Genomic DNA, 15,695 nt, shown 5'->3' with positions numbered 1-15,695 from the left:
AGATCGAAACCTGGCGCCGGGAATACAACGAGGAGCGACCGAAGAAGGCGTTGGGCGGGCTGACACCCGCCGCCTATGCTGAGCAGTTAAAGTAACCCTGGGCTCTAAATTGCCCCGCTACTGAAAGCGGGGGGACGTCGGTGGCTACGCAGTCAACTAATACCGTAGCCACCAAGACGGGCTCGTACATGACGCAAATAAGCCTCGCCTATAAGGGATCGTTCTGTATACAGATCAGGGCGAATAACAACCGCGGCGAGTCCAACCCATTTGTTCCATTTTCGATCATCCGGACGCGGATTCAAATTGATTAGCTCATCAAGTATCTTGTGTGATTTAGTTCGATCACCCAAAAAAGACATAGTCAGTGCTTTCATGAGGAGTAAAGGCGCATTAAATGCGTCACCCAATATTTCGATCATTCGATCTAGCGAGGCAAGAGCATCGACACTAGAGGAATGCACCGACAGTGCCGCATCAATTGAAGACTTCGTAATGGCCTTCTTTAGCTTAAAGCAACAAGATTCACCAACCTTCGGAGTGATTATTTCGAAATAATCCATTAACAAACCCATAGAAACCGCGATCCATGGTTGTGCAGGCGTGTAGAAATCTTGATGTAGAACAACGGAATGATCAGGAATAAGGCGAGGAAACCATTTCCTTACGACATAGGCATTTAAGGCTTGTGTTTTTGCTATATCTACTAACAAAACTTCTATTGCCGATTCTATTCGGCCGACCTGAACTAGATCACCAGCCCTTATTTCGAGTAAATGAAGATGGGGACTGAGTCTATCCATGAATAGTGGCAAAAAAGACTCGCCAAAGCGGACATCAATCCCACGCTCCAGAAAATGATTACATATGTATTCATCTGCGGCGATGAACCTATCAATCACTATAATCGGCCGTGCACTTTTGTGACGCGCACCGACGTTTGACAGTCCCTCGCATAGGGCCCTGGTGCTTGTTCCTGCAAAGCAACCTGCATCTACCAAGCGCCCGACACCTTGATACGTCGAAGACGCGATCTTGGCAATTAAATCGTACTCACCAGTTTCTATGAATGAGTCGACAAAGTGTCCTTGCATCAAATTATTCCTGGTCATAGGATTTATATAGCATATTGTTCCAATAAAATCGACTCTCTTGACGGCGCTCATAGAATCTAAGGTAGCCAACGCCTTAAGAGGATGCTTCACCTTTGCTGTATAGTTGATTGGACTGGACTGCCCTAGGATTTACGACACTAGCCAGCCTCACAATGAGGCCTTCTCAAAGGCCTCGGGGCTAACGCCACCGAGATGGCTGTGGCGACGGGTTCGATTGTAGAAGACCTTGATGTAGTCGAAGACATTGGCGCGGGCCAAGTCGCGGGTTTTGTACACGCGTTTGCGGATACGTTCCTTCTTCAGGCTGCTGAAGAACGATTCTGCTACCGCGTTATCCCAACAGTTGCCGCGCCGACTCATGCTCGGTTGCAGACCGTGGGCACGGCAGAATCGCTGCCAGTCATCACTGCCGTACTGTGAGCCTTGGTCGGAATGTACAATCACGGGTTTCGTGGGTTTGCGTTGCCAGATCGCCATCAGTAACGCGTCCAGCACCCCTTCGCGGGCCAGCGTCGGTTTCATCGACCAACCGATGACCTTGCGTGAATGCAGGTTGATAACGACTGCTAGATAAAGCCAACCCTGCCACGTGCGCAAGTAAGTGATGTCGGTGACCCTGACCCGGTCCGGCGTGTTGACCGTGAACTGCCGTTGTAGGCGTTTGGGGGCGACGAGTGACGGACGTCCGACGATACGGCGAGGCGCCTTGTAGCCGCGAATCGCCTTGATCTTCTGGGCATGCATGATTTTCTCCACGCGATGCTTGCCACACACTTCGCCAGCCTCGCGCAAATCGCCAAGCACACGTCGTACACCACCGCCGGCATCGTACGAATCGCGAATCAGTCCTAGCAGACGCCGGTCCTCAATGTCGCGATCGGACTCGGGCTTGTCCAGCCACTGATAGAAGCCGCCGCGTGTCACCTCCAGCATCCGACACATCGGGGCCACGCGAAACACATGGCGGTGGTCGTTGATAAAGCGGTACTTCACTCGGGTTCTTTGGCGAAGTACCTTGCGGCCTTTTTTAAAATGTCGCGCTCCTTTTCGACACGACGCAGTTGGGCCCGCAGACGAAGGATCTCGCTCTTTGCGTCATTGAGCTCAGTAGCCTGCTGCTCGGTCTTGTCGGGCTTCACCGCTTTGACCCATTAATACAGGCTGTGGGTCGGCACGCCGAGAAGGGCCGCCACTTCGGCCACCGAGTGGCCACGGCTGACCACTTGTCGAACCGCCTCTTCTTTGAATTCCGGGGTAAACCGCTGACTGCTCATGGGGCTTCCTCCTATGCTCAAATCATAGGCTGGAAGTGCCGTCATCTCCGGGGCAGTCCAGTTGTCCGTGCCCCATTTCCCGTAGACTAATGCCGCGTCCCAACCGAAAGGATAAAAATGGCCATTAATCTCGACTCGCTCTCCCCCACCGAACTCCAAGCGCTTATCAAGAGTGCCGAAGCGCAAATGGAATACGCGCGCAAGAACCATGTCAGAGAGGTGCGCGCCAAGATTGATGCAGTTTTGGCAAGCGCCGGGCTGGCCTTGGCGGACGTCTACCCGACGCGTGGTGGCAAGGTCGCCAAGGGCCCGAGGGCGGCCGCGGCGCCAAAGTACCGCAACCCGGATGACTCGTCCCAAACGTGGTCCGGGCGCGGTAAGCGCCCTTTGTGGTTCAACGAAGCTCTGAAGAAGAGGGGGATGACTGTAGAAAGCCTCTTGATCTCAGACGCCTCTGCTAAGGCAGCGCCAGTAAAGAAGGCGGCTGCGAAGGCCTCAAAAAAAGCCTCGGCAAAGAAAGCCGTCAAGAAGTAGCGCCAAGCACCTGGCATGACCCGTCCTGATTTAGGTTGACACCTGTAGGGCCGGTAAAGCGGTAGAGGCTGCTGCTAGAAGAACGCCCGATGGACCTCCTCGGGGCGTTCTGCATTTTAGGGACAAGCGAGGTCGCTCGTGGTTGTAGATGGCCACGGACTCTTTGACCATTCGACGTGCCTGTTGCAGGTCATTGGGCCGATGTAGAAGCAGCTCTCCTTTCAAGATGCCGTTGACGCGCTCAGCCCAGGCATTCTGGTAGCAGTCGTAGCCATCGATCATTGAGCAGCGCAGACCGTGCTGTCGATGCAGTTGCTGATTAGGACTCGGCACAGTACTGGATGCCACGATCGGAGTGGTGGATGAGTAGCGGCGCTGTCGCAAGGCCATCTGTAGCGCCTTGCACACCAGCACGGTCGATCAGCCCTGGATGCCGTAGCATGCCCGGGCCTGCTTGTAGGTCAGCTCGCCTTTTCCACCTGCTCGACCACCGACAGCTTGAAAGGCAGCATGTAATCGCTCTGTGTGCGTTTGATCCTTGGATTCATGAGGAAACCTTCTCTTGAGGGAAAGGTGTCAACTCATTCCAAGATCGGTCAGATCAGACCATCCTTAAGAAACAACGCAAAAAAAGCTACCCCTTTGGATATGCCTGGTGATTGCATTGCTCAGGAGGTGGCATGCTGTCGAGACAGGACGCAAAAATTTGATCAAGCTGGCTGGCCCGCTCACTGCCTTGGCTTCCCACGCGATCCTTGGCATTCATTCAAAATGTTCTCCATGTAGTGAGCTGCATCGTTGCGATATATCAACTGGACTAAGTGCACTGCTGCAGAGTGCAATCCATGGATTGGCATCCATCGCAAGAATCACAAGTATCAATGGTACAGCCACAACTATTGATGGTGCAGTCACAACTGTCAGTTGGACTATTTGCAGGGTGGGCAACTTGAAGTTTGGCTGCGCCACCACTGATCAGTGTGGTTTGTGCGTCAGTTAGGACCGCGACACTTCTCGTGATCAACTTCAACATGATACAGAATCTCCCTGATGGCTAAAATATTTTCACGGTGACACGTGAATATCAGATGCAACCCTTACATCAAAGCCCTTCACCAACAACATCCGCGCACCGATTCGTTCGACTCAACACAGTTGAGGCAACAGCTTGTGTAGCGGCAGGCTGCGTTTATATCATGATTCAGCATGGTCAGTCAATGTCCATATTCCTGATTCCCCGACGTTCCCCCGCTCTTAAAATAGCGCCATGGGTTGGAGCACAACTCTCTGGCCTCCATTCAAAGTTGTTGCATTTTGCTGCGCGTATTCTCCGACGCCCCCGCCTTGAGTAGCGGGTCCGTTTGGAGTCCGGTATTACTTTAACTGCTTGGCGTAGGCGGCGGGTGTCAGGCCGCCCAACGCCTTCTTCGGTCGCTCCTCGTTGTATTCGCGTCGCCAGCGTTCGATCTCGGTGCGGGCGTGCGGCAGGCTCGGGAACCAATGTTCGTTGAGGCACTCGTCGCGCAGACGCCCGTTGAATGATTCGATGTAAGCGTTCTGGTTCGGATTGCCCGGTTCGATCAGGCGTAACTGCACGCCGCGTTCGTGCGCCCAGGCGACCATTAGCCTTGCCGCAAAACTCCTTGCCGTTGTCGGCGTGGGTCGTCTTGGGCAAGCCGCGACTGTGCGCCAGGCGGTCCAGCACGCACGTCATGCCCGTGCCGGAGATCGCTCGTTCGACTTCGATGCCCACCGATTCATGCGTGGCGCCATCGACGATAGTCAGGCACTTGAGCACCCGAGCGTCGGCGGTGCGGTCGAATACGAAATCCATCGACCACACTTCGTTGGCAGTCGACGGACGCAACAACGGTTGCCGCTCGCTTACCTGCACCTTCTTGCGCTTGCGTCGACGCACCTGCAGCCGCCCTTCCTGATACAGCCGTCCCACGCGCTTGTAATTCACGGGTGCGCCTTCCTGCCGAAGCTTCAGATGGATCATGCCCACGCCGTAGCGCTTATGCCGCTGTGCTAGCGCCACGATGCGTTGCCGAAGGTCCACGATACGCAACGAACGCCGCTCGCTCAGCCCCTGGTCGATCATCTGGCGGACCAACGAGCGTCGGGCCGGTGCGCCTACGGTTTTTTTCGCAGGACGTCCCGGATCACCTCGTTCTCACGCATCTGCTCGGCCAGCAGCTTCTTCAGCCGCGCGTTCTCCGTCTCCAGCTCCTTCAGGCGCTTGGCATCCGGCACGCTTATCCCGCCGAAATTGCTGCGCCACAGGTAGTAAGAGGCCTCGCTGAAGCCGTGCTTGCGACACAGCTCCTTGATCGGCAGACCGGCGTCCGCCTCACGCAGGAAGCCGATGATCTGTTCTTCGGAAAAGCGCTTCTTCACGTCCAATCTCCTTCGGTTGGGGGATTGGACTCCAAACGGCCGCGCTACTCAAAAGCGGGGAGACGTCGACAATCAATCGTAGCAAGATGAGTAGCGAACTCTGCTTTTACAATATTGCTTTATAGCGGCATCGACCTTCTCGAGAAATCGTTGACCATCTTCCGTTGCAATGTTTGCTACTAATCGCACTTCTAATATTTTTTTACCGCTTAAATCGTCGAGCTGTATCTTTATCCAAGCTTTGCTGCGAATAATCACCTCATTCAAGAGATAGTGACTTAGCCCCCGGCCTCTAAGTGATTCCTTAATATAAATTTGCCGAACCTCAATCCATCCAATAGAGCCACTCCCACCTAACGCTTCCCGGTGGAGATTTAGCGACACATATCCGATGGTGCGACGTGACTTTGAATGTTCAACTAGATGATAACAGCGGGCGTTTGAGTCATCTGGTGAACGACGCTCATGTAGGTATGTACTGCTTACTTCAAAAATTTCGGATCGGAAGGCGGGTGGCGGCGGATCATTTGAATTTAAGCGCCGCATCGGCCCTACTATTGAATATGTCGGCATAGCTATCAGCGTACCCCATAGCATGAAGTCCAGTTGTCGACTACCCGCAATCTAGATCCTGGCATAACTGGAGCCCTCTGGACAAAATAGCCCCACAGAGAGCAACCCCAGATTGTTGGTGCTCGAGACGGATTGACCATCGTGCTCGCTTTCGACTGACCACCTCTACTGACAGCGGACTCTCACCGCGCGCCAAGGTTGGACGACGCTGACCATGGTCAATCAATTTTCGGTTATCAGGTCAAATCCCGGCGCGCGTCAACAGCAATGCATGTGCAGTGTCCGCTTTCGCGCCGGCCTCGGCACGGAACACCCGTTCCCAGCCATGGTAGCCCCGATCAGCCCCCGCAATCGCCGCGCTACTCGAATTGTGGGACGCCGGCGTACATATGCGTTACATTTGCGCTACTAAACCGCGCGGATGTAGCCATGGAACGCAAGACAGAAACCCTCAACCTTCGGGTCTCGCCCGAATTGAAGGAGCTGATCCGCCTGGCAGCGTACCGAGAGCACAGAACACTAGCCAACCTTGTAGAAGTGCTGGTCCGTCAGCATTGCGATGAACAGGGTATCCAAGTCCAGCAAAGACAGTCGAAAAGCCGCTAAGCGGCCAACACAGGGGGAAGTGGTGGACGTCTTCGATTTTCGAGAACACCTCGTCGGCGAGTACGAGCAGTTCACGCGCAGCTTCACGCGCATCCGGTCCGGCGATATCAAGGCCTTTGTCGACAGCGAGTACGACAGCCAGCGTTATTGGCCTGAGCCGCTCATCCAAATCAACCCGAACTACCAATCGGGCGGCACGGTCGACGAGCTGGTCCAGGCTGGTCAGCTGGCCCCAGAGTGCTCTGGAATCTTTCGGCTTGGGAAATCGGCTAGCTCGGCTGGCGTTACGCTGCCGTTGTACAAGCACCAGGCCGAGGCCATTAACTTGGCATTGGCCGGCGAGAGTTACGTGCTGACTACTGGAACGGGCTCGGGCAAGTCTCTCAGCTATTTCATTCCGGTTGTCGATGCATGCCTCAAGGCTAAGAAGGCCGACCCGGCACCTCGCACACGCGCAATCGTCATCTATCCGATGAACGCGCTAGCTAACTCGCAACTTGAGGAGTTGAAGAAGTTCCTGGGTTCAGACTCTGCCGCCCAGGCCGTGACCTTCGGGCGCTACACAGGGCAGGAGTCCGATGAAGAGCGTCAGGCTATGGCCGCCACGCCGCCGGACATCCTCCTGACCAACTTCATGATGCTCGAGCTGCTGATGACCCGGCAGAACGACATTGACAAGGCGGTGATGCGCAACGCCAAAGGTCTGCGTTTCCTGGTCCTCGACGAATTACACACGTATCGCGGTCGCCAAGGCGCCGACGTGGCGCTACTAGTGCGTCGCGTGCGCGAAGCTCTATCTGACGAACTCATCTGCATCGGCACCTCAGCCACGATGGCGTCCGAAGGCACGCAAATGGAGCGCAACGCCGTGGTGGCGAAGGTGGCGCGGCGTCTGTTTGGCACATCCATTGCGGACCGCAACGTCATCACCGAAACCCTGCGCCGAACGACGCCTGAGAACCAGACGCTCGAAACCGTACGGAGCGAGCTCGGCGCGGCCATCCGTGCCGGCGTGCCTATGGATCTCGGCTTCGAGGCCATGGCTGCGCATCCAATGTCCGTCTGGGTGGAACTCACCTTAGGCTTGACCTACGAAGACGACAAGCTGCGTCGTGCACGCCCGCGCACACTCGCAGATGCATCACAGCTGTTGCACGAGGCCTCCGGCGAATCCGTCGCGAACTGCCAGACTTACCTGCAGAAGTTCATGCTTCGCGCGTACGCTGTTACTGACGGCGCTGGTAAAAGCTTATTCGCCTTCAAGCTGCACCAGTTCATCGCTGGCGGCGGCAAGGTCTACACGACGCTCGAAGTGCCCAACCATCGAGCCATCACGCTGGATGGGCAGCAGTTCGTTTCAGGCGACGACGACCGGCAGCGGCGCTACTACCACGTGCACTTCTGCCGCGACTGCGGCCAGGAGTACATCCCGGTCTGGGACACCGACGGCCCCGAGGGCCGAGGCTTCGATGTGCGCAACATCGACGAGCGGCAACACGACGACGAACAGGTGAAGTTCGGCTTCCTGATGCCGGACGGTCGCGGCATTTGGGAGCCGGAGGCTCTGGAGCGCTACCCTGAAACTTGGCTGGAGGAGCGTGCCGACGGCGAATGGCGTATCAAATCGGCTCAGCGCAAGTTCGTGCCGCAGGCGGTAAAGGTGCGTCCGGACGGCGGCGTCACCGACGACAAGGGTCTGCAGGCTTGGTTTATTCCCGGGGCGTTCCGCTTCTGCCTGGCCTGCGGTGTCAGCCACACCTCCTCAGGTAAGGATGCCTTGCGTCTTACCTCGCTGTCGGGCGAAGGCCGAAGCTCAGCCACGACGGTGCTCACTTTGTCGGCGCTGCGCTACCTATACGAGCAGGATCAGCAGCTGTCGGCCGAGGCCAAGAAGGTTCTAGGTTTCTCCGACAACCGGCAGGATGCCGCGCTGCAGGCTGGCCACTTCAACGACTTCCTGCAAGTTCTATTGACTCGCGCGGCGCTGCTGTCTGCCTTGCAGAAGGGCAATGACCAAGCGCTTTCCGAGCGCGAGGTCGCCAATGCAGTCTTCGAAGCCCTGGGCTTCCACCGCGACGATCCAGCGGTCCGAGCCGAGTACATGCAGCAGCCCGAGGTCAAGGGCAACACACGGCGGCAAGTACAGGAGGCTATGCGCGGCATCCTGGGTTACCGCACCTACTTTGACCTGAGGCGCGGTTGGCGCTACAACAATCCCAACCTTGAACAGCTTGGCCTGATTCGCATCGGCTATCAGGACATCGACGACCTCGCTGCTGATGCTGCCGAGTGGGCTGATGCCCCCCTGGTCTTGCGGGCTGCCACTCCGGACGAGAGGGCCAAGGTCCTACGCGAGTTGTTCGATTTCATGCGCCAAGGGCTCTGCATCGCCACACGCTATCTCGACCGCTCCGAACTTGAGCAGCTGCGCACCCAGAGCTACGCCAACCTACGCGAGCCCTGGGGATTTACCGAAGACGAGCGGCCCGTGCCGGCTCGATGGTTCGTTATCTCACGTCCACGCGAAGAATCCGACCGCCGCGGTCGCCGTGTGCAGATCGAGGATTTTTTGTTCATCGGCTCTAGCCGTTCACGGTTTGGCCGCGAACTTCGCAAAAGCAGCACTTGGGGCGGCGGTAACCCCTACTACAAGGACATCAACGACCAGACATACCCGGACGTCGTCTCCGCGCTGCTCAAGGCTGCCGAGTCCTACGGCTTGGTCAAGCGGGAAGAGACCGATGTCGGCCTCACAGGCTGGCAGCTCAATGGCACGGCGTTGCTGTGGGAGGCTGGCTCAGGCCAGAGTCAGCGCCAGGCGGAGGACAACAAGTTCTTCCGAGCCCTGTACCGCAACATAGCGGGGTTGCTGGCCAGTCCAGTACACCAGCTCTTCGACTTCGAGGCCCGCGAGCATACGGCCCAGGTTGAGCAGGACGACCGACTCGAGCGAGAAGCCCGCTTTCGCTACACCAATAAAGACCGCGATGACTGGCGCAAGAAGAACGGCGCCGAGCTCGAATGGCTGCCGGTGTTGTTCTGCTCGCCGACCATGGAGCTGGGCGTTGACATCTCGTCGCTGAACACGGTCTACATGCGCAACGCGCCGCCTACGCCGGCCAACTACGCGCAGCGCAGCGGCCGTGCAGGACGCGCCGGCCAGCCCGCCTTAGTCATCACCTATTGCGCATCGCAGAGCCCGCATGACCAGTACTACTTCCGCGACCCGGTGCGCATGGTGCACGGGCAGGTCAATGCACCGACACTGGATCTGGCCAACCTGGAACTGGTCAAGAGCCACATGCACGCCATTTGGCTAGCCGAGACCAGCAAGCGCCTAGGTAATAGCGTCCGCGACCTGCTCGATATGAACGAGCCTGAAGGGCTGCCGGTTGCCGAAGACGTGGTCGCCGACCTCGACAGGCCTGACGCGAAGAGGCGCGCCCACCAGCGCGGCCTTAAGGTCCTGGGCATGCTGGCCAACGAGCTCACGGCGCAGAATGCGCCTTGGTACAGCGAGCAATGGGCCGATTCGGTCTTCCAACGGGCGTACCGCGAGTTCGACAGCGCGCTGCAACGCTGGCGCGATCTGTATCGCGCGACGGCACAAGCTATCGAGCTTAACTTTAAGATCGAGAATAACCCTACCGCCTCGGAACGCGAGCGCCGCGAAGCCCAGCAGCGCCACAACGAGGCTCGCAAGCAGCGTGACCTGCTGCTGGCTGGCGACAGCGCCTTCAACTCGGATTTCTACACCTACCGCTACCTAGCCTCCCAGGGCTTCCTTCCAGGCTATAACTTCCCACGTCTGCCGCTGCTGGCCTACTTGCCTGCGCGGCGGGGCTCGATAGGGCGTGAGAGTTTCTTGTCGCGTCCGCGCTTCCTGGCATTGAGCGAGTTCGGCCCTTACAGCCTTATCTATCATGAGGGCAGTCAGTACCGCGTCACTAAAGCCCTGCTGACCATCACCGGCCAGGGCCAGGTGACCGAAGGCGCCAAGCTGCCGACCGAAGTCGCACGCTTGTGCCCGACCTGCGGCTATGGCCACTTCAGGTCCCAGCGTGATGCAGACCGCTGCGTATCCTGCGGCGCCTCGCTGTCCGGCGCGCCCGAGGTCAAGAACCTCTACCGCATCGAGAACGTCTCGACGAAGCGTGCCGAACGCATCACAGCGAATGAAGAAGAGCGCGTGCGCCAAGGCTATGAGATGCAGACCACGCTGCAATTCGCCGAAGCCGATGGAAAGCTGCAGATGGTCACCACAGTGATCGAGGACGAGCAAGGTCCATTGCTGGAGATGCAATACGGTCCGGCGGCCACTGTCTGGCGCATGAACTTCGGCTGGCGCCGTCGCAAGGAAAAGTCCATCCAGGGTTTCATGATGAACCCCGTGACCGGCCACTGGGTCGGCGGTGTCGACGACGGCAATGGAGCGTCCGAGACCGAGGGCGAGGCGCCGCCGGACAAGACACCTCCACAGCGCATCGTGCCTTATGTGGAGGATCGCCGGAACATCCTCATCGTGCGGCCGCATCACGGCTTGGGCGAGCTCGAAACCGAGACGCTGACGACCTTGCAATATGCGCTCAAGCGCGGCATCGAGGCGATATATCAGCTCGAAGAAAGCGAGCTGATGGCCGAGCCGCTGCCCACCCGCGACAACCGCCAGTCCATCCTGCTGTTCGAGGCCGCCGAAGGTGGTGCCGGCGTGCTGACACGCTTAGCCACTGAACCTGAAGCCATGTCCGCCGTTGCTGCTAAGGCGCTTGAGGTCATGCATTTCGTGACGCCGCCTGCTGGTCAGCCATGGACCCGGAAAGAGCTGACCGAAGAGCTGGACCACAAAGGCAACCCGCTGTGCGAGGCCGGTTGTTACCGCTGCCTGCTGTCGTACTACAACCAGCCCGACCACAAGCTCATCGACCGCAAGGACAAAGACGCCGGCGGCCTGTTGCTAGACATCCTCTGTCGTCTGACCAACGCGCTCGCTCGCCGGGGAACACAAGGGCGTGACCCTGATCAGCACGATGCCGAGTTATCGCGAACAGCCGGGAGCTCTTTGGAGCACGACTGGCTTGAATTCGTGGCCAAGCACGGGTACCGCAAGCCAGACCGCGGTCAGTACGCAGTTCCAGGTATCAAGGCCACCGCCGACTTCTTTTATGACGACCTGAATCTCGCAGTCTTCATTGACGGGCCACATCACGAAACGAAATCGCGGCAAGCTCACGACAAGGGCATCAACCAGGCCCTTGACGAACTCGGCTACTTAGTTGTGCGGTTCTCCTCAGACGTCGCAACGTGGCCAAACATCTTTGCCGGGAATAGCGATTTGTTCGGCCGGCCGCTCCAAGTTGCGACCTCGTCGCGACAGCTCGACGACGTTGTCGAAGTGAGCCTACGCCTTAATGTGCCTTATGGCGAAGATCCAGATGCAGCGAGGCGAACGGTCACAAAAGTGGTATGCGAGGCCGCGGGCTGTCTTCCAGAAGACATTGAGTTTGTGGGGGAGATTCGCCAGGGAAGTATCTTGGCGAATCTGATGATGAAGCTACTCCATGCATTCAACCTGCGCCGGGCTATCGAGGCCGCGAAACCAGATGCAGGTACCACGACCAATCCATTGTACGGAGCAGCAGTGCAATGCTCGTTTGGATTGCACGATGTTCAAGAGGCTTTGGCTCAGGTGAGGAATGACACGCTGGTCGTGTTCGTCCACGGACTAGGAGGTGGCGATGCCACCTTTGGACAGCTTCCTGAATATCTCAAGGAAGCGGTTCCCGCGAAGTGCACGAAATACATCTATGAATCACACTTTTTCGGTGGGACCGACCTGTTCTCACTGGCGAAACACTTGGGTAGCGAGGTATTGCTGAAGGGATATGCGTCGGTTGCGTTCGTGGCACATAGCCTTGGAGGGATTCTCGTCAGGAAGATGCTAAGTGAGGTATGCGGGTTAGGTCTCCTTCCTGCCGAGCTCGGTGACAGAACACGTTGTGTGGCATTGCTTGCTTCTCCAACTACAGGCTCGTCTCTCGCCGGTCTAGCCAAGCACTTGCCGGCGCTCTCGGCGCATCCGCAGGTGCAGGTGCTCAGCAAGAGCTCCGGTGCACTCCTCCAGACCAATGAGGCCTGGAAGAAGTGGTGCGCCACGAAGAGCGGCTGCTACATCTGCAACTTCATTGGTACTGATGACGATGTGGTCCCGTTGACAGACGCCGCAGCGAGCCCCGGTGAGACCTTCACGGTGCCCGGCGAAGGCCACAGTTCAATCGCGAAGCCGAGCAGTCCTAGTCACTACATAGTCAAGCAGCTTACTCAGCTGCTGAAAGAGAAGCTGCATTGATGACGAGCATTAACTTTGTGCCAGGCAGCTTGATTTCTGCCCGTGGCCGAGAATGGATAGTCCTGCCTGAGTCCGACGCGGAAACCCTGCGCTTGCGCCCCCTAGGCGGAGGTGAGCGCGATGAGACGCTCATTTACCTACCCTTGGAACGCCAGCCGGTCCGGCCGGCCACGTTCCCTTGGCCCTCGGCCGCCCAAGCGCGCAACCATTCGGCCAGCCAACTGCTGCTCGATGCCCTACAACTAAAGCTCCGAAGCGGTGCAGGCCCGTTCCGCAGCTTCGGCAACATCGCCGTCGAGCCGCGCGCCTATCAGCTCGTGCCGCTGCTCATGGCGCTCAAGCAGCCGACGGTGCGACTCCTTATTGCCGACGACGTCGGCATCGGCAAGACGATTGAAGGCGCGCTCATCGCCCGAGAGCTGCTCGACCGCGGTGAAATCCAGCGCCTGGCTGTGCTGTGCCCACCGCATCTCTGCGAGCAGTGGCAGCGCGAGCTGGCGGAGCGCTTCCACATCCAGGCTGTCGTCGTTCGCTCGAATACCGCTGACCGTCTGGAGCGCGACCTGCCGCCCGGCACCTCGGTGTTCCATGCTCACCCCTACACGGTGGTGAGCCTGGACTACATCAAGTCGGAGCGCCGGCGTGAAGCCTTCCAGCGCTTCTGTCCCGAGTTCGTCATCGTCGACGAGGCACACACCTGCACCCAGGCTGGCCAGGGCCGCCAGCAGCGCTATCAACTGCTCAAGGGCCTGGCAGCCGGCGCGGCGCGTCACCTGGTGCTGCTCACCGCGACACCTCACAGCGGGGACGATGAGGCCTTCTTCAACCTGCTGGGCCTGCTACGGGCTGACTTCACCCAGTTGAAGGACCTTCCCGCGGGCCAGCGCAGTGACCTGCGCGAAGACCTGTCCCGGCACTTCGTCCAGCGACGCCGGGCTGACATCGCAGAATGGCAGGACACCTCAATGTTCCCCGAGCGGCGCTCGGCCGAAATCACTTACAAGCTCACCGGCGCGTGGGGCCAGCTGTTCAACGACGTGCTGGCGTATGCCCGTGAGTTGGTCGAGCGCTTCGAAGGGCGAGCGCTGCGCGAGCAGCGCATGAACTGGTGGGCGGCCCTGGCGCTGCTGCGCTGTATCTCGTCGTCCCCGGCCGCTGCGGTGAACGCGCTGCGCACCCGACTGCAAGGCGCTCTGGACGAAGCGGGCCAGACTGAAGTTACCTCGCTCGAAGAATTCGAGTCCCAGGCTACCGACCGCGTGCTGGATGGCACCGACGATGCGCTGTCCACTGACGACCTCGAGCCGGGCGCCAAGACCGAAGACAGCCAGCGCCTGGACGCCCTGATGGCCAGCGCTGCCGCACTCGCCGGCCAACAGAAAGACCCCAAGCTCGCCAAGCTGCAGGAACACGTGGCCCTGCTTCTGAAGGAAGGCTTCCAGCCCGTCGTCTTCTGCCGCTACATCGCAACGGCGCATTACCTGGCAGCGGCCCTACAGGAAAAGTTCAAGTCCGTCACCGTCAGGGCCGTGACCGGCGAGCTGACACCCGACGAAAGAGAGGCGGCGGTCGACCAGTTGGGCGAGAGCGAGTCCCGCGTCTTGGTAGCCACGGACTGTCTGTCCGAGGGTATTAACCTGCAGAGTCTGTTCACCGCCGTTGTTCATTACGACCTCAGTTGGAACCCGACCCGTCACGAGCAGCGCGAAGGACGCGTGGACCGTTTCGGGCAGAAAGCCCGCGAGGTGCGTAGCACCATGCTGTACGGCGAGGACAACCCCGTTGATGGTGCCGTCCTGCAGGTCATCCTGCGCAAAGCCGAGAGTATTCGCAAGGAGCTGGGCGTGCTGGTGCCCATGCCCGACAATGAGGGCAAGCTCACCCAGGCGCTGATGAACGCCGTGCTGCTGCGCAAGGGTGCGCTCAATGCTCAGTCACAGCTGGACCTTTTCGGCGAGCCAGCGAAGGAAATCGACCTTGCTTGGCAGAGTGCCAGGGAGAAGGCGAAGCAGAACCGCAGCATATTTGCCCAGCGGCGCCTCAAGCCCGAAGATGTGCTCCCGGAATGGCGCAAGTCCGCCGCAGTGCTCGGTGACGACGCCGAAGTCGAGCGCTTCGTCAGCCGTGCCACAGCCCAGCTCGGGGCGCCGCTGCAACCCATCAAGCAGCACTTCAAGCTGTTGACTGAGCACCTGCCTCCTGCCGTGCGTGAGCGCCTTGCGGCCGAAGGCCTGGCCCACACCTTGCGCATCGACTTTCACCAACCCGCGGCGCAGGGTGCCACCTTTATCCACCGCACGCACCCCCTGGTGTCGGTGCTGGCCGACACGCTGCTGGAGCAAGCGCTCGACGATGGCGCGCTTGCGGCTGACGATGCGGTCGTCGCCCGTGCCGGCGCCGCATTCGTGCAGGAGGTGTCGCTTAAGACCACCGTGCTGCTGCTGCGCATCCGCCACCAGCTCACCGCCACCCATGGCAGCCAGACGCGTCTGCTGATGTGCGAGGAAGCTGTTGCCGTGGCAGCCAGTGGCTCTGAACCCTTTGCCGAGCTCGCCCCCGACATGACCCGCCAATTGTTGGGCGCCGAAGCCACCCGCAACATGCCCGCGTCACTGCGTGATCGTCAGTTGCAGACGGCCCTCGAAGCCTTGCCCGGCTGGCAACCTCAGCTGGAGGCCATGGCCAAGGCCCGCGCCCAGGTGCTGCTGGCCGACCACCGCCGCGTGCGTGAAGCTGCCGAAGGCCGAGGCAGCTACCAGGTCACGGCCAGCCTGCCTGTCGATGTAATGGGCCTGTATGTGCTGTTGCCGGATAGCGGCGCTGCCTCTACCGCCGTGGGAGTCTGAC

6 protein-coding genes and 3 pseudogenes are annotated in these 15,695 nt (G+C 59.0%); 5 read left to right on the top strand and 4 right to left on the bottom strand.

Annotated elements, in window-relative coordinates; all coding sequences use genetic code 11:
• Positions 1-95, top strand: a 95-nt coding sequence (locus IHE49_RS15435) for an integrase core domain-containing protein (protein ID WP_192159499.1), incomplete at its 5' end; no start/stop codon positions are given.
• Between the two features lie 57 nt (positions 96-152).
• Here the strand turns inward: IHE49_RS15435 and IHE49_RS15430 are convergent.
• Together IHE49_RS15430 and IHE49_RS15425 are read right to left on the bottom strand one after the other, a co-directional pair.
• Complete coding sequence (locus IHE49_RS15430; protein WP_192159497.1) at positions 153-1,094, bottom strand: hypothetical protein; 942 nt, start codon at positions 1,092-1,094, stop codon at positions 153-155.
• Between the two features lie 168 nt (positions 1,095-1,262).
• Positions 1,263-2,389, bottom strand: a pseudogene (locus IHE49_RS15425) (IS3 family transposase).
• 117 nt (positions 2,390-2,506) lie between these two features.
• Between IHE49_RS15425 and IHE49_RS15410 the strand changes: the two are divergent.
• Positions 2,507-2,923, top strand: coding sequence for an H-NS histone family protein (locus IHE49_RS15410; protein ID WP_192159492.1), 417 nt, complete (start codon positions 2,507-2,509; stop codon positions 2,921-2,923).
• Positions 2,924-2,997: 74 nt separating this feature from the next.
• On the opposite strand, the pseudogene IHE49_RS15405 reads toward IHE49_RS15410, so the two are convergent.
• A pseudogene (locus IHE49_RS15405) lies at positions 2,998-3,331 on the bottom strand (integrase core domain-containing protein); the annotation flags it as partial.
• Between the two features lie 966 nt (positions 3,332-4,297).
• Positions 4,298-5,323 (bottom strand): annotated as a pseudogene (locus IHE49_RS15400) (IS3 family transposase).
• A 1,002-nt stretch (positions 5,324-6,325) separates the two neighbouring features.
• Between IHE49_RS15400 and IHE49_RS15390 the strand changes: the two are divergent.
• Genes IHE49_RS15390 through IHE49_RS15380 form a run of 3 tightly spaced genes read left to right on the top strand, consistent with a single transcriptional unit; the run spans position 6,326 to position 15,694 of the window.
• Positions 6,326-6,502, top strand: coding sequence for a DUF1778 domain-containing protein (locus IHE49_RS15390; protein WP_192159487.1), 177 nt, complete (start codon positions 6,326-6,328; stop codon positions 6,500-6,502).
• 22 nt (positions 6,503-6,524) lie between these two features.
• On the top strand, positions 6,525-12,848 hold the full coding sequence (locus tag IHE49_RS15385) for an alpha/beta fold hydrolase (RefSeq protein ID WP_192159485.1): 6,324 nt from the start codon (positions 6,525-6,527) through the stop codon (positions 12,846-12,848).
• Positions 12,848-15,694, top strand: a complete 2,847-nt coding sequence (locus IHE49_RS15380) for a helicase-related protein (RefSeq protein WP_192159483.1) — start codon at positions 12,848-12,850, stop codon at positions 15,692-15,694. Before IHE49_RS15385 ends, IHE49_RS15380 begins: the two co-directional genes overlap by 1 nt.
• The last annotated feature ends 1 nt before the right edge of the window (position 15,695 follow it).

Source organism: Rhodanobacter sp. 7MK24 (genome assembly GCF_014842995.1).
GTDB lineage: Bacteria > Pseudomonadota > Gammaproteobacteria > Xanthomonadales > Rhodanobacteraceae > Rhodanobacter_A.
Note: the sequence above shows the minus strand (reverse complement) of the source record. Positions and strands in the feature narration are given on the sequence as shown.